Source organism: Nocardioides sp. Soil_C_8 (genome assembly GCF_057656315.1).
The window spans coordinates 635364-653816 of sequence record NZ_JBDGKQ010000001.1 but is presented as its reverse complement, the minus strand read 5'-3'; the positions used below and the strand labels follow the sequence as shown (position 1 = coordinate 653816).

20 protein-coding genes are annotated in these 18453 nt (G+C 71.8%); 11 read left to right on the top strand and 9 right to left on the bottom strand.

The genetic code is table 11. From position 1 onward, the window contains the following. Positions 1-91 precede the first annotated feature (91 nt). Genes AC3A3L_RS03235 through map form a run of 5 tightly spaced genes read left to right on the top strand, consistent with a single transcriptional unit; the run spans position 92 to position 4947 of the window. A complete protein-coding gene (locus AC3A3L_RS03235) occupies positions 92-868 on the top strand; it encodes an ATP-binding cassette domain-containing protein (RefSeq protein WP_487638600.1) in 777 nt (258 codons plus the stop codon). A gap of 20 nt (positions 869-888) precedes the next feature. Beyond that, the gene (locus tag AC3A3L_RS03230; protein WP_487638599.1) at positions 889-2184 is read left to right on the top strand and encodes a sugar ABC transporter permease; all 1296 of its coding nucleotides are present in this window, start codon (positions 889-891) and stop codon (positions 2182-2184) included. An 8-nt stretch (positions 2185-2192) separates the two neighbouring features. Then, positions 2193-3425, top strand: coding sequence for an ROK family protein (locus AC3A3L_RS03225; protein WP_487638598.1), 1233 nt, complete (start codon positions 2193-2195; stop codon positions 3423-3425). Between the two features lie 51 nt (positions 3426-3476). After that, the gene (locus tag AC3A3L_RS03220; protein WP_487638597.1) at positions 3477-4166 is read left to right on the top strand and encodes a hypothetical protein; all 690 of its coding nucleotides are present in this window, start codon (positions 3477-3479) and stop codon (positions 4164-4166) included. 10 nt (positions 4167-4176) lie between these two features. Then, complete coding sequence (gene map / locus AC3A3L_RS03215; RefSeq protein WP_487638596.1) at positions 4177-4947, top strand: type I methionyl aminopeptidase; 771 nt, start codon at positions 4177-4179, stop codon at positions 4945-4947. A 3-nt stretch (positions 4948-4950) separates the two neighbouring features. Here the strand turns inward: map and AC3A3L_RS03210 are convergent, their stop codons facing one another. The 4 genes from AC3A3L_RS03210 to AC3A3L_RS03195 all read right to left on the bottom strand — a co-directional run bounded on the left by AC3A3L_RS03210 (position 4951) and on the right by AC3A3L_RS03195 (position 11084). Beyond that, a complete protein-coding gene (locus tag AC3A3L_RS03210; protein ID WP_487638595.1) occupies positions 4951-7101 on the bottom strand; it encodes an MMPL family transporter in 2151 nt (716 codons plus the stop codon). 91 nt (positions 7102-7192) lie between these two features. After that, a complete protein-coding gene (locus AC3A3L_RS03205; RefSeq protein WP_487638594.1) occupies positions 7193-8305 on the bottom strand; it encodes a hypothetical protein in 1113 nt (370 codons plus the stop codon). Continuing rightward, positions 8302-9231: a glycerophosphodiester phosphodiesterase family protein gene (locus AC3A3L_RS03200; RefSeq protein WP_487638593.1), complete on the bottom strand. Its 930-nt coding sequence runs from the start codon at positions 9229-9231 to the stop codon at positions 8302-8304. Before AC3A3L_RS03200 ends, AC3A3L_RS03205 begins: the two co-directional genes overlap by 4 nt. Further along, positions 9228-11084, bottom strand: a complete 1857-nt coding sequence (locus tag AC3A3L_RS03195; RefSeq protein ID WP_487638592.1) for an AMP-dependent synthetase/ligase — start codon at positions 11082-11084, stop codon at positions 9228-9230. Before AC3A3L_RS03195 ends, AC3A3L_RS03200 begins: the two co-directional genes overlap by 4 nt. A 159-nt stretch (positions 11085-11243) precedes the next feature. On the opposite strand from AC3A3L_RS03195, the gene AC3A3L_RS03190 reads away from it, so the two are divergent. Both AC3A3L_RS03190 and AC3A3L_RS03185 read left to right on the top strand, forming a co-directional pair. Beyond that, a complete protein-coding gene (locus AC3A3L_RS03190; RefSeq protein WP_487638591.1) occupies positions 11244-11372 on the top strand; it encodes a hypothetical protein in 129 nt (42 codons plus the stop codon). 49 nt (positions 11373-11421) lie between these two features. Beyond that, positions 11422-11958, top strand: coding sequence for a DUF2243 domain-containing protein (locus AC3A3L_RS03185; protein WP_487638590.1), 537 nt, complete (start codon positions 11422-11424; stop codon positions 11956-11958). Here the strand turns inward: AC3A3L_RS03185 and AC3A3L_RS03180 are convergent. Next, a complete protein-coding gene (locus AC3A3L_RS03180; RefSeq protein WP_487638589.1) occupies positions 11918-12427 on the bottom strand; it encodes a metallophosphoesterase family protein in 510 nt (169 codons plus the stop codon). The genes AC3A3L_RS03185 and AC3A3L_RS03180 overlap by 41 nt on opposite strands. A 33-nt stretch (positions 12428-12460) precedes the next feature. Here AC3A3L_RS03180 and AC3A3L_RS03175 point away from each other — a divergent pair, with 33 nt between their 5' ends. Both AC3A3L_RS03175 and AC3A3L_RS03170 read left to right on the top strand, forming a co-directional pair. Continuing rightward, positions 12461-12742, top strand: a complete 282-nt coding sequence (locus tag AC3A3L_RS03175; RefSeq protein WP_487638588.1) for a hypothetical protein — start codon at positions 12461-12463, stop codon at positions 12740-12742. A 212-nt stretch (positions 12743-12954) separates the two neighbouring features. Further along, the gene (locus tag AC3A3L_RS03170; protein ID WP_487638587.1) at positions 12955-14142 is read left to right on the top strand and encodes a hypothetical protein; all 1188 of its coding nucleotides are present in this window, start codon (positions 12955-12957) and stop codon (positions 14140-14142) included. Here the strand turns inward: AC3A3L_RS03170 and AC3A3L_RS03165 are convergent. Next, a complete protein-coding gene (locus AC3A3L_RS03165; protein WP_487638586.1) occupies positions 14060-14476 on the bottom strand; it encodes an HNH endonuclease in 417 nt (138 codons plus the stop codon). The genes AC3A3L_RS03170 and AC3A3L_RS03165 overlap by 83 nt on opposite strands. Before the next feature lie 37 nt (positions 14477-14513). Next, complete coding sequence (locus AC3A3L_RS03160) at positions 14514-15128, bottom strand: maleylpyruvate isomerase N-terminal domain-containing protein (protein WP_487638585.1); 615 nt, start codon at positions 15126-15128, stop codon at positions 14514-14516. A 53-nt stretch (positions 15129-15181) separates the two neighbouring features. Here AC3A3L_RS03160 and AC3A3L_RS03155 point away from each other — a divergent pair, with 53 nt between their 5' ends. Continuing rightward, a complete protein-coding gene (locus AC3A3L_RS03155; RefSeq protein WP_487638584.1) occupies positions 15182-15499 on the top strand; it encodes a hypothetical protein in 318 nt (105 codons plus the stop codon). A gap of 73 nt (positions 15500-15572) precedes the next feature. After that, positions 15573-16289, top strand: coding sequence for a hypothetical protein (locus AC3A3L_RS03150; protein WP_487638583.1), 717 nt, complete (start codon positions 15573-15575; stop codon positions 16287-16289). 3 nt (positions 16290-16292) lie between these two features. Here AC3A3L_RS03150 and AC3A3L_RS03145 read toward each other — a convergent pair whose 3' ends face one another. After that, complete coding sequence (locus tag AC3A3L_RS03145) at positions 16293-16919, bottom strand: CG0192-related protein (protein ID WP_487638582.1); 627 nt, start codon at positions 16917-16919, stop codon at positions 16293-16295. 159 nt (positions 16920-17078) lie between these two features. After that, entirely contained in the window at positions 17079-18353 is a 1275-nt protein-coding gene (locus AC3A3L_RS03140) for a hypothetical protein (RefSeq protein WP_487638581.1), read from the bottom strand. Between the last annotated feature and the right edge of the window lie 100 nt (positions 18354-18453).

The following is an 18453-nucleotide window of genomic DNA, read 5'->3' as shown; positions in this document are numbered from 1 at the left end:
TCGGCGGTGACGACGCCCGGGCCGGACCACCGGCCTGGGCGTCGTCCCCCGTCCTCTCGTACAACAAATTCTGCTGATCGGAAGTGGGACCATGGTTCAACCGCTGCTCGAGCTGCGCGGCGTCAACAAGAGCTTCGGCGTGGTGCACGTGCTCCACGACGTCGACTTCGCCGTCTACCCCGGACAGGTGACCGCCCTGGTCGGCGACAACGGCGCCGGCAAGTCGACGCTCGTCAAGATCATCGCCGGCATCTACGGCCGCGACAGCGGTGACTACTTCTTCGACGGCAACAAGGTCGAGGTGCACGGCCCGCGTGACGTGGCCGGCCTCGGCGTCGAGGTCGTCTACCAGGACCTCGCCCTCTGCGACAACCTCGACATCGTCCAGAACATGTTCCTCGGCCGCGAGGAGAAGAAGGGCGTCGGTCTCGACGAGATCACCATGGAGTCACGCGCCCGCGAGACCCTCTCGTCCCTGTCGGTGCGCACTGTGAAGTCCGTGCGACAGAGCGTCGCCAGCCTCTCCGGCGGCCAGCGCCAGACGGTCGCGATCGCGAAGGCTGTCCTCTGGAACTCCAAGGTCGTCCTCCTCGACGAGCCCACCGCCGCCCTCGGCGTCGCCCAGACGCGGCAGGTGCTCGACCTCGTGCGCCGCCTGGCCGACCGCGGACTCGGCGTCGTGCTGATCTCGCACAACATGGGCGACGTCTTCGAGGTCGCCGACCGGATCACCGCGCTCTACCTCGGCCGCGTGGCCGCCGACGTCCCCGCGAAGGACGTCAACCACAGCCAGGTCGTCGAGCTGATCACCGCCGGGCGCTCCGGCGACCTCGGCATCTCCGAGAACCCCGCGACCGCGTCCGTCTGAGAAGGACTGGAGACCTCACCATGACTGATTCAGGCACCGCCACCAGCACGGGTCCCTCGGACGCCGGATCCCCGGCCCCCGCCGGCTTCGACAACGACAACGCGCAGGCCGCGACCATCAGGGACTCGGCGCGCGACTACCTCGACCGCCTGCGCGGCGGCGACATGGGCTCCCTGCCCGCCATCCTCGGCCTCGTCTTCCTGTTCATCGTCTTCAGCTCGCTGCACGACCGCTTCCTGACGACGTACAACATGGCCAACCTGGTCATCCAGGCCGGCTCGATCATCGTGCTCGCGATGGGCATCGTCTTCGTCCTGCTGCTGGGCGAGATCGACCTGTCGGCCGGTGTGGCCGGTGGCGCCTGCGCCACGATCATCGCGCTGATGCTCATCGACTACGACTGGACGTGGTGGGCAGCGACCCTGGCCGGCGTCGCCGCCGGAGCGCTGATCGGACTAGCGATCGGCTCCCTGGTCGCCTTCCTGGGGATCCCGTCCTTCGTCGTGACGCTCGCGTTCTTCCTCGCCCTGCAGGCCATCCCGCTGAAGCTCATCGGCTCGGGCGGCTCGCTGCGCTTCAACGACGAGGTGCTGCGCGGCCTCTCGATCAAGAACGTCCCGGTGACCGCGGGCTGGATCGCGGCGATCCTGATCGTCGTCGGCTATGCCGCGCTCTCGCTGTGGAGCTACCGCACCCTGTCCTCGAAGGGCCTCGTCCACCGACCGCTGGGCCTGGTGATCATCCGGATCGTCGTGCTCGGCGCGGTCGTGCTCGGTGTCACCGCCCTGCTCAGCGCCAACCGCGCGCCCAACCCGGCGCTGTTCAACATCAGCGGCATCCCGTGGGTGCTCCCGGTCGTGGTCGTGCTGCTGCTGTTCTGGACCTTCGTGCTCGGCCGCACCCGCTTCGGCCGGCACCTCTACGCCGTCGGCGGCAACGCCGAGGCCGCTCGCCGGGCCGGCATCAACGTCAACCGCGTCAAGATCGCCGGCTTCATCATCTGCTCGTCGATGGCAGCCCTCAGCGGCCTGCTCGCGGCGTCGTACACCGGCAAGGTGTCGCCGGGCTCCGGTGGCGGCAACGAGCTGCTGTACGCCGTCGGTGCGGCCGTCATCGGCGGCACCAGCCTCTTCGGTGGCCGGGGTCGGGCGATCGACGCGGTGATCGGCGGCCTGGTGATCGCGACGATCCCCAACGGCCTCGGGCTGCTCAACCAGGCGAGCTACATCAACTTCCTGGTCACGGGTGGGGTCCTCCTGCTCGCCGCGAGCGTCGACGCCATCTCGCGCCGCCGCCGCTCCTCGGCCGGCGTGTAGGGAACGACGTGGTCACCCGCCGACGCGCGGGCCTGGGGACCAACCAGGAGCTCGCGCGTCGCCACAACCTCGGGACCGTCCTGCGGCACGTCCACGGAGCCGGTCAGATCTCGCGCGCCGAGCTGACCGGCCTCATGGGCCTCAACCGCAGCACCATCGCCGCGCTCGTCAACGAGCTGGAGGCGCTGGGCATCACCGAGCGGGTGCTCCCGGCCGAGGGGGCGCCGCGCCAGGGCGCCGGCCGTCCCTCGGCCGGCGTCCGCATCGCCGCGCAGGGCCCGTTCGTCATCGCGGTCGACCTCGGCGTGGACCGGGCGGTCGTGGCGCGGATCGGACTGGGTGGTCGCGTGCTCCAGCGCGCGCAGGCGCCGGTGCGCAGCGACGGCGAGGCGTGGCAGGTGGGCGCGGCCGTCGCCGGGCTGATCCGCTGCGTGGTCGAGGACGTGCCCGACGCCGCGCAGCTGGTCGGCATCGGGATCAGCGTCCCCGGCCTGGTGCGCAGCAGCGACGGCCTGATCCGGCTCGCGCCCAACCTCGAGTGGCACGACGTCTCCTTCGGGGGCATCGTCCTGGCAGCGCTCGGCCTGGACGTGCCGGTGTCGATCGCCAACGACGCCGACCTCGGCGCGCTCGCCGAGCACGTCCGCGGGGTGGCCGTCGGCGTGGACGACCTGATCTACGTCTCGGGCAACGTCGGCGTCGGTGCGGGTGTCATCACCGCGGGCGTCCGGCTCGAGGGCGCCGGGGGGTACGCCGGCGAGGTGGGCCACCTCCGCTTCAACCCGGCGGGGCGCGAGTGCCACTGCGGCAACCGGGGGTGCTGGGAGACCGAGGTCGGCGCGCACGCCATCGCCGAGGCCATCCACTGCCCGGTCGACAAGGTCGCCCAGCTCGACGAGGTGCTCGCCGGCTTCGGCGAGCCGTCACCGGCCCTGCGCGCCACCGGGACTGCGCTGGGGCACGGGCTCGCCAGCATCGTCAACGTGTTCAACCCCCGCCAGGTGGTGCTCGGGGGCTACTTCCGCTCCCTCTACGCGCTCGTCGGACCCGAGGTCGAGGCCGGTCTCGCCGACCGGGCGCTGCCCGCCCCGCTCGAGTCGGTGACCCTGACCCTGCCGGGGCTCGGGTCGGACTCGTCCTTGCTCGGGGCCGCGGAGATCGCGCTCGAGCCGCTCTTCGTGGACCCGGTCGCCGCCCTCGGCACGGCGCTCGTCGGCGTCGGCGCGCGGCTCGCCGGATGACAGGGGCCGCCGACGCCGTGACGGCGGCGACGAGCCGATAGCCTCCTCGGGATGTTCCGCGCACGACTCCTCACCGCCGCCCTCCTCGTCGCCCCGCTGATGTCGGGCTGTGTCGGCGACGAACCCACGGTCGCGGTCCTCGTGGCCGACGGCACCGACGCCTCGTCCCGCGCGGTCGACGTCGACCGGCTCACCGACCGCGTGGAGTCGACCTGCGACGAGTGCCGCGTGCGGGTGTACGACGCCGAGGGCGACGCCGCCACCCAGAAGAGCCAGGCCCGGCAGGCGCAGGCCGACTCGGCCGACGTGGTCGTCGTGGTGCCGGTCGACCCCGACGACCTCAGCACCCTGACCAGCGGCGAGCTCCCCGTCGTCTCGCTCGGCGAGGTCGTCCCGGGCTCGGACCGTTTCGTCGGCCTCGAGAGCGGTCCGGTGCCGAGCCGGACGGGCTCGGACGTGGAGGCGGCCCGCGACGTGGTCCGCGGTGACGAGAAGTCGATGACCTACGTCCCGACGGGACCGATGAGCGACCGTGCCGCCGACCTGGCCGTCGCCTTCCTCGCCGACGAGCCGGTCGAGGGCGGCGTCGACGTCGACGGCGTGGAGTCCTGGCTCTACCAGGATCGCGAGGTCACCGTCGACTCCCTCACCTCGGTGCTGGTGGCGGAGGGGATCCTCACCCTCGACGACCTGTGCGACGGTGACACGCGCCGGCAGTGCGGGAGGCTGGGCCTGCGATGATGGTTCGACGATGATCGAGATCCTCACCCCGGCCCAGGTCGACCGAGCCCGCCGGACCGGCGCCCTCGTGGCCCACATCCTCCAGACGCTGCGCTCGCGCAGCGCGGTCGGCACGAACCTGCTCGACCTCGACCGCTGGACGGCCGAGATGATCCGCGAGGCCGGCGCCGAGTCCTGCTACGTCGACTACGCCCCGTCCTTCGGCCGGGGACCGTTCGGTCACTACGTCTGCACGGCCGTCAACGACGCCGTGCTCCACGGACGCCCGCGCGACCAGCGGCTGGCGGACGGCGACCTCCTGACCCTCGACCTCGCGGTCCGCCTCGACGGCGTCGCCGCCGACTCCGCCATCAGCTTCGTGGTGGGGGAGAGCCGCCCGGCGGGGAGCGTCGAGCTGATCGAGACCACCCAGCGGGCACTGGCGGCCGGCATCGCCGCTGCCGGTCCGGGAGCCCGGATCGGTGACCTGTCCCACGCGATCGGCACGGTCCTCGGCGACGCGGGCTACCCCATCAACATGCAGTTCGGCGGCCACGGCATCGGCACGACGATGCACCAGGACCCGCACGTGTCCAACGACGGGCGACCGGGCCGCGGCTACAAGCTCCGCCCGGGCCTGCTGCTGGCGCTCGAGCCGTGGATCATGGCCGACACCGACGAGCTGGTCACCGACGAGGACGGCTGGACGCTGCGCAGCGCCACCGGTTGCCTCACCGCGCACAGCGAGCACACGATCGCCATCACCGAGGACGGCGCGGAGGTCCTGACGCTGGCGCAGTGACCGCTAGTGCACGGTCTCCAGCGGCGCTTCCGCCTCGCTCTCGGTGAGCGGGGTGTCGGCCGAGTCGAGCTTGCTCGGCCACCAGATCTTGCCGCCCAGGTCGAGGTTGATCGCCGTGACGAGGACGGACCTGACGACCAGCGTGTCCAGCATGACGCCGAGCGCGACGGCCACGCCCAGCTCGGCGAGGAACACCAGCGGCAGCGATCCCAGCACCAGGAATGTGGCGGCCAGGACGATGCCGGCGGACGTGATCACGCCTCCGGTGGAGGCCAGGCCGATGAGCGAGCCCTTGCGGGTGCCGTAGGTGACGGTCTCCTCCCGCACCCGCGTCATCAGGAAGATGTTGTAGTCGATGCCCAGCGCCACGAGGAACACGAAGGCGAACAGCGGGAACCCGGGATCGGACCCGGCGAAGCCGAAGACGTACTCGAAGAGCAGTGCCGAGATGCCGAGGGCGGCGCCGAACGACAGCACGACGGTCGCGATGAGGATCAGCGGCGCGACCACCGCCCGCAGGAGCCCGATCAGGATCAGGAGCACCACGCCCAGGACCAGCGGCATGATGACCTTGCTGTCGCGCTCGGAGGCGATCTTGGTGTCGAGGTAGAACGCGGCACCGCCTCCGACGAGTGCGTCGGCGCCCTCCACCCCGTGGACGGCCTCGCGGCTGGACTCCACGATGTCGGCCGCGGTGCTGGAGGAGATGTCGGCGTCGATGGTCGCCTCGAACCACACCCGGCCGCCGGAGATCGGCTGCACCTCGCCCGGGGCGCCGAGACCCTCGACGTCCTCGAGCGACGCCGCGACGTCGGCGGCCTGGTCGGCGTTGGTGACGACCTGGATCGTGTTGGAGTTGTCGGCCAGGCCGTGGTCGGCGAGCAGCGCCTGGCCCTTGATGGAGTCGAACTCCTTGGTGTAGGTGTCCTCGGTGGAGAGCCCGGACGCGTCGAGCCGGAACAGGCCGAGGCAGGCGAGCAGCAGGAGACCGGTGGTCGTGAGCCAGACCCGGCGCGGGCGGTGGCTGATCGTGCGACCGACGCGGGCCCAGAATCCGTTGGCGGTGGGCTCGGCGCTGCGGTAGGCGGGGCGCTTGGGCCAGAAGACCCAGCGGCCGCAGATCACGAGCAGCGCCGGCAGCAGCGTGATCATCACCAGCATGGTCACGGCGACGCCGATGGCCAGGACCGGGCCGAGGCCGGCGGTGGAGTTCAGGTCGGCGAACGACAGGCACAGCATGCCCACGGCGACGGTCGCCGCGCTGGCGAAGATCGCCGGTGCGGCGCGGTGCAGCGCGAACGCCATCGCATCGTGTCGGTCCTCGTGACGGCGGAGCTCTTCCCGGTAGCGGGCGACGAGCAGCAACGCGTAGTCGGTGCCGGCCCCGATCACCAGGATGCTGAGGATGGCCTGGCTCTGGCCGTTGACCGTGAGGTCGGCGTACTTGGCGAGGAGGTAGACCAGACCGGTCGCGATGAAGTTGGCCGACACCGCGCAGAGGATCGGGAGCAGCCAGAGGATCGGGCTGCGGTAGGTGAACAGCAGGATCACGATCACGACGGCGAGCGTGGCGAAGATGAGGTTGGTGTCGATGCCCTCGAAGGCCTCGGCGGAGTCGGCGGCCTGGCCGCCGTAGCCCGCGAGGTGGACCTCGCCACCGTCGAGCGTGGCGATGTCACGGATCTGGTCGGCTGCCTCGGGGATGTCGTTCCAGCCGTTGGCCCCGAAGTTGAGCACGAAGTAGAGGTAGGCCACCTCCCCGTCCTCGGAGACCAGCGTCGGCACGGGCGCTCCCTGGGCGGCGGCCGCCTCCGCGGCCGCAGGCGTCAGCACGCCCTGGTCGGTGATGCCGTCGATCTTCGCGATCTCCGGGCCGTCGGCCTCGACCTGGGCGAGGTCGTCCTCCGTCAGCCCGCCGTCACGGTGGTAGACCACCAGCGTCGGGATGTCGTTGGGGTCGACCGTCTCCGACAGCTCCTCGAGGACCTGGGTCGACTCCGCGGACTCCGGCAGCCACGAGGAGGCCTCGTTGTTCTGGACCGAGGTGAGCTTGGCCGAGAAGGTCGCCATGATCCCGGTGAGCGCCAGGACCGCCACCAGGACGACCCACTTCGTCACACGGCCGGTCAGGGCGCCTGCGATCTGTCGGTGCATGCCTTCCAGTGGAGCAGGGTGGTCCGACATCGTGCATCGGTAATAGCCCTGAGGTCTAGACAGGGTCCGGCCCGCGACGACCCCCCGGGAGTCAGCGGGTCTGCAGCTGGAACGGTGCCCGCAGGTCCATCGTCCCGCGACGCGGCGCGACGGCGTACTCCATGGAGCCGTCGTCGACTCCGAGCCGGACGACCGCCCACCGGTCGGCCTGGTAGGTCACGACGAGCACGTGGCCGGCGTCCTCCCAGACCTCGTCGAAGTACGTCGCCGAGCGGCCGTTGCGGGCGGAGGTGAAGGACCGGGCCACCGAGCCGTCGGCGGTCGAGAGGACGTCGAGGACGTTCGGGCCGAAGCCGTCGGCGTACGCCGGGGTGCCGAGGACGTGGCGGTTGTCCGGGCTGATGTCGGACAGCTGGTTGTCGCAGGTCCGCCACCTCACCTTCCAGCTGCGGAGCATCGCGCTGCACGAGCCGAAGTCGCTGAGCGAGGTGATGCCGCCGACCCACCGCCCACGGCCGGTCGAGGTGAGCCGCAACCGCGGCACGCGGTCGACGATGCCGTGCGAGGACGTGTAGTAGGCGCGGTGGGGGCCGTTGACGTAGACCGCGCAGCCGTTGCTGGTCGAGCTCTCCTTGCAGTCCTCGCCGAACAGCGCGACCGCCCGTCCCTTCCCGGTGATCGGGACGGGGTTGAAGCGCAGCACGCGGTCGCCGGACTCGTCGATGGACCAGACCCGGCCGCCCTTGCCCGCGAAGGCCACGGCCTTGCCCCGGGCCGAGACCGCCAGGCCGTGTCCCGTCCGCCACGATCGCTCGCCCCTGGTGCCGTCGGCACCGAGCCAGCGGGTCGTCGAGCCGCCGGCGCCGATCGTCTGGATCACGTAGCCCGAGCCCATCGGCGCGAGCTGGTCGAGACGGTTGGGCGCCGGGGTCGTGGCGCCGCCGGTGCCGTGGATCACCGTGCGCCCGCCCCGGCGCTCGCTCCAGCGGACCGCCGGGGGATCTCCCTGCTCGAGGCCGCGGGCGTCGAGGACGGTGGTGGGAGCCGAGCGGCTGGTGGTGGCCGCGTCGGTGTTGGTGGAGGTCGCCGAGGTCACGGGGGACGCCGGGGACGCCGGGGACGCCAGGGACAACGCGGCGACGAGGCCGAGTGCTGCGGTGGCGACCGGGGTGGCGCGGGACGCCGCGCGGCGGGAGGTGGTCATGTCGGGGAGACGCTCCTGACGGGTGGGAGGTTGCCTGCGCCGCCGGGAAATGCGGGCGGGAGCTCGCCGCCCTCTCCGGCGAGCACGTCGCGGAGCCGGTCGGGGCGGTTGGTGATCAACCCGTCGACGCCGAGGCGGACGAGGTGGCGCTGGGTGTCCTCGTCGTCGACGACGTAGGGGACGACCGCCAGCCCCGCGGCGTGGGCCGCGTCGACCAGCGCCTCCGTCGTGAAGGGGCGGTACGCCGGGTCGGCCACGCCCGAGCGGAACGGCGACCCGTGGATCGGCGAGATCGCCGTGAAGCCCTGCCGGGCGGCGGTGACGACGAAGTCCTCGTCGACCGCGAGGCCGTCGAACCACGGCGACTGGGCGCCGTCGGCACCCCGGAGGTACTTCGGCGACACCAGCAGGTTGCGCGAGATGGCCGGCTCGGCCTCGCCGACCCGGTCCAGCACGCCCCAGTCGAAGCACTGGATGCTCGTGCGGGGGACGAGGCCGTCGACGCGCAGGGCGTCGACGACCCGCTCGACGAACGCCTCGCGGGTGGTGAGGCCGCTGGCGTCGAGGGCGTCGTACTTGATCTCGAGGTTGACCCGCACCGGGTCGGCGCCGCGCTCGTCGAGGAGCGCGGCGACCTGCCGCAACAGCGGCATGGTGGGCGGCAGGTCGGCCCGGGTGAGCTCGCGGATCCGCCTGGCGTCGGCGAGGCCGCCGTGGACGGTCGGGTCGTGGTGGACCACGACGTCGTCCTCCGCGGTGAGGTGGACGTCGAGCTCGAGCGTGGAGACCCCGAGCGCGAGGGCCCGGCCGAAGGCCTCGAGCGTGTTCTCCGGCCAGAGGCCCGCACCGCCGCGGTGGGCCTCGACGTCGAAGACGTGCAGGGGTCGAGCGTCGAAGACGTGCAGGGGTCGAGCGTCGGAGGTCACGTGTAGAGCTTGTCCACCACGTCGGCGTACTTCGTCTTCACGACGCGGCGCTTGAGCTTGAGCGTTGGCGTGAGCTCCTCGGACTCCGCGGTCCACTCGTCGGGCAGCAGCTCCCAGGCCTTGACCTGCTCGGGACGTGAGAGCCGCTCGTTGGCCTTGTCGACCGCCGCCTGCGCCATGGCGCGGATCTCCGGCTTGGTCGACAGGTCGGCGAGGTCGGTGTAGTCCACGCCCATCTTCGCCGCGACCAGCGGGGCGATCTCGCCGTCGAGGGTCAGGATCGCGACGACGTAGGAGCGGTCGTCGCCGAGCGCCATGGCGTGGCCGACGATCGGCGACTCCTTGAGGTAGTTCTCGATGTTGGAGGGTGCGATGTTCTTGCCGGCCGAGGTGATGATCAGCTCCTTCTTGCGGTCGACGACCGAGTAGAAGCCGTCCTCGTCGACCGTGCCGATGTCGCCGGTGCGGACCCAGCCGTCCTCGTCGAGCAGGTTGCGGGTCGCGGCCTCCTGCTTGTAGTAGCCGGGCGTGTTCACCGGGCCGCGGCACAGGATCTCGCCGTCCTCGGCGAGCCGCACCTCGATGCCGGGGTTGGGCCGGCCGACGGTGCCGAGCTTGAAGCCGTCGGGTCCGTTGGAGGTGAAGGCCCCGGTCGTCTCGGTCATGCCGTAGACGTCGTAGACCCGCAGGCCGAGGCCACCCATGAACTTCGCGACCTCCAGCGGCATGGGCGCGGCGGCGCTGGCGGCCCACTGCACCTGGTCGAGGCCGAGCAGGAGGCGCAGGAAGCCCAGGATCGCCTCGTCGGCCTTCGCGAAGGCTTCCTCGACCTCGGGCGTCATCTCGTTGCCGTGCTCGTGGGCCTGCGTCCACGCCAGGCCGGCCGCCATCGCGTCGGTGACCAGCTTCTGGTTGGCGGGGTCGGGGTCCTCGGCGAGCTTGGCCGAGATGCCGGTCTTGATCTTCTCCCACACGCGCGGGACGCCGAAGAACGCGGTCGGGTGCACCTCGCCCAGTGCGCCGAGGAGGCCGGCCGGGTCGGGGATGGCGTGCACGTGGCTGCCCAGGAACGGGGGAGCGTACGTCGCCAGGATCCGCTCGGCGATGTGGGCGAGCGGCAGGTAGCTGATCGTGCGCTGCGGACCGTGGAGGCCGCCCGCGTCGAGGGTGGAGACCGCCTCGTACATGACGTTGTGGTGGGTGAGGACGACGCCCTTGGGGTTGCCCGTCGTGCCGGAGGTGTAGAGGAAGGTCGCCGGGAGGTCGGGGGTGATCCGCTCCATGCGCTCGTCGACCCCGCTGGTGTCCTCGCCGCGGGCGAGGAGGTCGGCCCAGGTCATGACGCGCGCGTCGTCGACGCGGTCGGCGTCGGAGAGCATGACGAGATGGCGGATGGAGTCGACCTCGTCGAGCGCCCGCTCCCAGCGCTGGTAGCGGTCGTGGTCCTCGAGCACCACCACGACCGGGCGCGACTCGCCCGCGATGAAGGCGACCTGGTCCTGCGCGAGGGTGTTGTAGATCGACATCGGCACGGCGGCCGCGGTCATCGCGCCGTAGTCGGCGAGGGTGTGCGCGGTGCGGTTGGCGGCCATGATCGCCACGGGATCGCCCGGCTCGACGCCGAGGTCGATGAGGGCGGCGGCGACCCGACGGGTGAGGCCCCACGTCTCGGTCCAGGAGATCGTCGACCACGTCTCGCCCTCGGGCACGTCGAACCGGTCGGAGAAGGCCGGTGCGTCGCCGTAGGTCTCCGCGGCCTGCCGCACGGTGGCCGGCATGTGCAGCCCGAGGATGCGTGCCTCGTACTCCTCCCGCACTGCCAGGACGTCGGGGGCGGTCTCGGTCGCGGTCATCTCCGGCTCCTCGGGTGGGTCGATGCGTGTGGCGGGGGTCACATCATCGTGGGATGCGGCTCGGCTGGCTAGGGTCGAAGGATGTACTCCGACCACGCGCCCTGTTCCGTGTGCGGTTCCGAGGTCCGGCTCCGCCCACGCCCGGGAGCGTCCACGACGGTGGCCGCCCAGGAGGGCCCCGCGGGCCCGGTGGACGGGGTCGTCGGTGGGGGCGACCCCACTGTCGACGTGCGCGAGTGCACCAACGAGGCCTGCCCGACCCGCGATCCGGACGGCCCCGACGCCTGACCCTGTCCGAGGGGGCCGTTGGGCCTCGGTCGCGTGGGTACGGGGATGGATGTCGACCGCCGTAGGAGACCGTCCGTCCGCTGCTGCGAGCCTGATGTACGGCGTCGGGCTGGGCGGCTTCGTCGACGGGATCGTCCTGCACCAGGTGCTGCAGTGGCACCACATGCTCAGTGCCACGGCTGACCACCCGGTCACGACCGTGGCGGGGCTGGAGGTCAACACCCTGGCCGACGGCTTCTTCCACCTCGTCACGTGGTTCGTCGTGGTCGGCGCGTCAGTCGTCACCCTCGCGCAGTGGCGGCAGGGACGGCTGCCGCCGAGCTGGCGGTTCCACCTCGGCGGGGTGCTGGCCGGCTGGGGCGGTTTCAACCTGGTCGAGGGCCTCGTCGACCACCAGCTGCTCGGAGTGCACCACGTGCGCGACGACCTGGGCGGCCCGCTCGCGTGGGACCTGGGCTTCCTCGCGTTCGGTGCCGCGCTCGTGGCGCTGGGCTGGGCGGTGGCGCGGTCGGGCTCGCGGTCGCTCGACGACCGGGGGTGGGCGCCTATGCCCGTGGCGGGAGCCGGTGCAGGACGACGTCCGTGAGGCGGCCGTCCCCGGCCGTCGCCGTCAGGTACGTGCCGTGGGGCTGTCGGCGCCGGTCGGTGGGGGAGCCGGGGTTGAGCAGCCGGAGGCCGCTGGGGGTGACGGTGTCCCACGGGATGTGGCTGTGGCCGAAGACGAGCACGTCGAGGTCGTCGTACGTCGCCTGCATGCGCTCCTCGCGGCCCTTCGCCTGCCCGGTCTCGTGGACCACGCCGAGGCGCACGCCCTCGACCTCGACCCGCGCGACCTCGGGCAGCCGCTCGCGCAGCTCGCCGTGGTCGTTGTTGCCCCAGCACGCGACGAGCCGGGCCGAGCGCGCCTCGAGCTCGTCGAGGAGGCGTACGTCGACCCAGTCGCCGGCGTGGACGACCAGGTCGGCCGCCTCCACCGCCCGCCACACCTCGGCCGGCAGGTCGCGGGCGCGCTTCGGGACGTGGGTGTCCGCCAGGAGCAGGAGTCGGGTGGCCATGGGCCCAGTCAACTGGATGGGTACCGTCGACGCATGACGCCCGATCAGTCCACCACCGACGACATGGTCGCCGAGTCCGCGCTGCAGCTGTGGTCGGCGGCCCAGACCGACTTCGACCCCTTCGAGGTCGACTCGTCCGACTGGCCGGAGACGGCCGTGCCGGTCCGCGACGCCGACATCGCCGTCGACACCCGCATCGAGGTGGACGACGTACGCGCCGCCCTGGAGAGGCTCGACGGGGTGAAGGTCGTGGTGGGCCGCGAGGCCGGGACCCTCAGCGTGCTCCGGGTGGTGCCGGAGGACACGCCCCTGTAGCCGCTGGACCAGACCGCGCAGCGTTCAGGCGCGCGGAAGCGCGATTCGCCGTACCCTGAGGAGTCGAAGCCGCTCTCACTGGAGAAGCCATGAACCGTGGCCGTCGACCGCTCTTCACCAAGGTGACAGTGCTTCTCGCTGTGCTCCTTGCGCTGACCGTCGCCCCCGCCGGGAGTGCCCAGGCGGACGGTCCCGGTGCGGCGACAGGCAGGGTGACCGACTCGGACGGGAATCCGCTCGCGGGGATCCAGGTCTCCTTCTACGACCACGGGCAGGTCCTCCGTCAGGACGAGACCGATGCTGACGGCGTCTACGAGATCGGCCAGCTCCCGCCTGACGCGTTCGGCTACTACGTCCAGTACTACGACCCAGAGGGTGACTTCGCGACCGAGTGGTACCTGAACCGCAACCTCGCCACGCTCCCCACGCCTGTTCCCATCAAGGCTGACACCACCACCACCCTGGTGGACGTCGAGCTCGAGGCCGCAGCGACCATCACCGGACAGCTGACCACGGCGACGGGGGAGCCACTGGCGGGCGGGAAGGTGTCGATGTGGGTCGTCGCGGGCGGTGGTGCCACGGGCTGGCCGACCGTCTACACGACCGATGCGCTCGGTCACTACGAGATCGACCGCCTGAAGGCGGACACGTACGTCGTCGAGTTCTACGACCCGGCGACCGGACTGCAGGAGTTCTGGGACGACGCGTCCGGCCTCTGGTCGGCAGACCCCTTCGTCCTGCAGAGCGGTGACCACGTCGAGGCGGACGCGATGCTCGGGGGCACCATCACCAACGAGGAGCCGCCGACGATCAGCGGATCCCCCCAGGTCGGTCGCACGCTGACTGCCTCTCCCGGCACCTGGTCACCGTCGGGCATCGACCTCACCTACCGGTGGGTCGTGGGGGACGACAGCTCACCTGCCGACGACCCGACCGGAACGACCTACGTGCCGACCGCCGCCGACGTCGGCAAGGTCGTGCGCGTCCGGGTCACCGGGACGGCGTCCGGGTGGATCACCGGGTCGGCGCTGTCGGGCCCCACCGCACCCGTCACGGTGGCGCCTGCACCTGCACCTGTCGTCGTGCCGCCGCCCGCGCCTGTCGTCGTGCCGCCGTCCGGCGAGGCCGAGGTGGTCAACCTGGTCCGGCCCCGCATCAAGGGCGTCACGAAGGTGGGACGCACGCTCTGGGTCTCACGCGGCCGATGGGACCCGGAGGACGTCGAGCGCTCCTACCGGTGGTTCGTCGGCGGCAGGGCCGTGCCCGGCGCAACCCTGCGACGGCTCGTGCTCAAGCCCGCGCACGTGGGCAAGCGGGTCACCGTGCGCGTTCGGGCCGAGGCTCCGGGACTCGACCCGGAGACGGTGCGGACCCGACCGACGGCCCGGGTGGGTCGCTGACCACGACCTCGAGGATCGCCGCGTTGCGGACCAGGAAGGCGCGCTCGTCGAGCCGCTTGCGGCGCAGCCAGCCCGTCACCTCGTCGTTGCACTTGCTCGCGTTGCAGGACGCGCAGGCCGGGACGACGTTGAGGAGCGTGTAGCGACCGCCGCGCGAGATGGGGAGCACGCAGTCCTTCTGCAGGGGTCCGCCCGCCGCACCGCAGTAGGCGCACCCGCCCCACGCCTCCTGCAGCGCCGTCCACTCCGCCGGGCTCAGGTCGTGCTCGACACTCGCCATCCGCCGCTGGCGCTTGCGGGCTGCTCGCGCGCGGCGGGTGCGGGACGCTGGCATGGGGTCAGCGTAGGTGCCGCATCCGTCCTGGCGGCGGTCACAGCACCGAGAAACCGGCCGGAAGTCCCTCCCGCCCGGTGGTCGCTCGCAGCAGCAGCCCGGCCCGGCCCTCGTCGATGGCCAGGCGGGCGACGAGTGCGAGCGCCTGCTGCCCCGGGACCGCGGGCGGCTCGGACGGCACGCCGATCGCCGCCGCGAGGTCGGCGGTGTGCACGACGAGCTCGAAGGTACGGGTCGGCAGGTAGTCGCTCAGCCGCATGCCGCCGGCGATCGTGGTGACCAGCTCGGTGCCGTCGCAGTCCCCGACCAGCTCGACGACGCGCTCCCGGATCTCGGCGACGGCAGCGGCCGGGTCCGCCCCCAGCGCCTGTCCCGCCTCCCTGCCCCGCTCCGCGACGCCCGGACCGGCAGCAGCTGCCCTGGTCGCGCGGTAGTAGTCGGCGGTCGAAGGGACCTCCACTCCTTCTGCGGGGCGGGCGAGGTAGGTCTCCACCGTCAGCAGCGATCTGCTGGTGTGGCCGACGAGGCTGCGGACGTCCCACTCGCCCAGGCCGGGGCCGTCCCACCGGCCGTCGACCAGCGCTGTGGTGGCGACGAACCACTGCGAAGCCTCGGCGAACGCCTGTCGCGAGGTGGTCCAGCGGGAGTCCATCCCGGGAGCGTACGACGCTGGCACCGGGTCCGGCAGCCGCGCACAATCGACTCATGGTCATGATCGAGGCCGTCATCGTGGTCGGCCTGGCAGGACTCCTGGTCTTCTGGGCGGTGTCGTTCCTCCTGCGTCCCGCTGGCGAGGGCGCCCGGGTCATGCCCGCGGGCACCTGGTGCGTCGCGCACTACGACGTCGAGGGGGAGACGCGCGTCGTGCTGCAGAAGGTCCGTGAGGGGGAGACCCGGGTCCTCGACGAGCACGTGATCGCCTCGATCCGCTCGGACGACCCCGAGTACGACGACAGGTTCCTCGCCGCGATGGACGCTGCGCGCCAGCGCCAGGCCCTCTTCGAGTCCGAGGACGGTGCCTGACGGCTTCCCGGTCCCCGAAGTGGAGTACGTCCGGGTGGGGCCCCTGATCGGCCGCCGTCGGACGGGGAGAGTGGTGGTCGACTCCGGGAGGTACGACGTGCGGTGGCTCGTGCGAGTGGTGGTGGCCGTCCTGCTCGCGCTTGCGGGCGCGTTGTGGGTGGCTGCGGCTGCCGAGCGCTGGTGGCCGGCGTGCGAGCGCGGGGACTTCGACGCGGCCGCCTGCATCAGGCTCCAGGACCACCTGTACGACTACGTGGCACCGACCGCCCCATGGGCACCTGTCGGCAACGCTGCCGAGCTCGCCGGGGCTGCCATGGTCGTGCTCGCCTTCGCGGTGGCGGTGCTGCCCTGGCTGTGGCAGCCCGTGCGCCCGCTCGTGTGCCTGGCAGTGGCCGTACCGGCCGTGGCGGTGCTGCTGACCGGTGCCTGGACGTGGCGTGCTGGACGAGCTCATGAGGTGGTGAGCGGGGACCCCGTCCCAGCGATCCTCTTCTGGTCCTTCGTCCTGCCGCTGGCGCTGGGAACGGCTGCGGCCGCCAGCCGCGACGACCGGACTCCTCACCGAACGAGACGCTGGCGGGTCGTGATCGCCGTTCTCGTCGGCCTCGCGACCCCGCTGGCGGAGGTCATGTTCGGCCCGCTGCTCGTCGGATACATGTCGCACGACTCCACGCCCTGGACGGGAGCCGTGACAGGAGCACTCCTCGTTGCGGCAGCCTGCGTCGTGTGGCCGGCGACGTCGCGATCCCGGGAGCCCAGCGCGGCTGCCCAAGGTGTCGCGGCTCGGTGAAGCTCAGTGCCGTCGCAGCACCACGAGCACGGTCGTCTCGTCGCTGTCGCCGACGCTCCCGTTGAGGTGCGGGCCATCGCCCAGCGGCACACCGACGACGCGGGCGACCGCGATCTCCAGCTCGTCGGCGGAGACGACCGTGACGGCGCCGTCGTCCGTCACCTCGTCGATGCTGATGGTCCGGGGGACGCTGGCGTCGCTGCCGCTGCCGCGGACCTGCATCCGGGGAGGTACGTCGACGCGCCGGCCGTCCTGCTCGATGAACATCTGGGCCTGCCGGCCTCCCGTCTCGATCGTGTCGACCAGGGTGGCGGCCCACACCGGGTCGCCGCACCCGTCGTACACCCAGCGCTTGCCGAGCACCGAGTGGTCCGTGGTGCCGACGAGGTGCGCGTCGGCACCGTCGAGGGGGGCGGCCCGGTAGGTGAGCGGCGTCTGGAGGACGGCGCCGTCGTCGGTGCGCCACAGGATCGTCTCCACGCCCACCTCGCCCTCGGGGTCGTCGAAGCGGTACTCCGCGACCTTGCCGGCGATCCGGTGTCCCTCGGCCCACGGCCGGCTCGGGAGCCACGCCTCGACGAGCTCCTGCTTGGTGGGCGACAGCGTGGCGGTGTGGTGGACGATTCCCATCCGGGGAGCGTAAGCCTGTCACCGGGGCGCGGGCAGGACGGTCAGCTGGTGCGTTCCTGTCCGTGCGACACGCGCGGCGACGTAGTCTCCGGCGCATGGACGTGGTCGGGCTGTTGATCTTCGTGGTGCCCATGTGGGCCGTCGCCGGATTCGTCGCCCTCAACCTCCGGGCGTGACCTCTCTCCACCGACGGCCGTCGCGGGACAGCGCAATCGTCCGCATCCCGGTGCGCGCGACGATCCAGCCGCCAGATGAACGGATGCCGACCGCCCAGAACGGGCCGAAGAGACGTGGAGCCCCGCGCAGCAGCCTCGGCGCGGCAGTGGGGGAGGCGAGGCGCCAGATGCGGCCGGGACGGTTGCACGTGAGCTGGTCGCAGTAGTGGTCGGAGCCTCCGACCTCAGCCAGGAGGAGCGCGCCGTCCGGCGTGAAGGCCATGCCGCCGAAGCGGAGTCGGTCCCAGGGCAGCCGGACCCGATGGAACGCGTCCTCGTCACCGGTCCACCACAGCTCCCACATGTACAGCGGCAGGTCCTCCCAGGCGTGTGACATCGCGATCGCCTGCAGGTGTCGTGGCCCGACGGCGTGCGTGGTGACGTCGGCGTACCACGCCAAGGTCTTGTGTCCCAGCGGCAGGGCCACGTCTGTGCGCTGCCACGAGCGCCCGCCGTCGGTCGACGTCTCGTGACGCCACACGCCGCCTCCGATGCCGCGCCGGTACTCCAGCACGTTCATCAACGTGCCCTCCCGGCCGGGGAGGTGCTGGAGCACGTAGCCGCTCGAGGCACCACCGATCGGGAAGACCTGCGCGGCCTCCACGTCGGCTGCCCACAGTCCCGTTGCCTGGTCTGAGCGCAATCCGTACAGGAGGTCGTAGACACCCACCCCGACCACGTCGGTGTCCACGTCGGGAGGCCGGGAGTCCACGACCCGCAGCGGCTTCACCTCGCCGTCGGGATAGAGGACGAACGGTGGGTACATCCGGGTCGGGAACTGGTCCCGCGCCTTGATGCCGATGGCGCCCCGGCCCAGCGGGACGTAGTCGACCAGGTCGGCGAGCTCGTCGGGGATGCGCAAGCGGACAGCGTGGCGCCAGTTGTCGTCGGTGGTGGCGATGATCGTCCCTCGGTCGATCCCGACCCGGGTGTCCACGAAGTAGGCGGCGGCGTCGGTGCGGGACGTGTAGTCCACGTCCCGCAGCTCGAAGCCGGGCGGGATGCGGTCCAGGTACTCCACCCCCTCGAGGAAGCGCTCCAGCTTGTCGAGCCGGTGCTGCGACATCGGGCGGGGCGAGGCGGGCGGGGAGGTGGCAGTGGACACCGCAGCCGCAGAGGGCGTGGACGACCCGGACGAGCTCGCCGGTCCGTCGCTGCAGCCGGCGACCAGAGCAGCGAGCAGAACCGCCACTGCGCGCAACGTCTCTCCGGTCCTCATCTCCTCAGGATGGGAGCCCGCCCCGCGCCGCGCACGGGGCGACAGTCCCGATCCGACCGGGAAGGTGGGGAAGACCCGGACCTTCGTCGCAGCGTCCCGT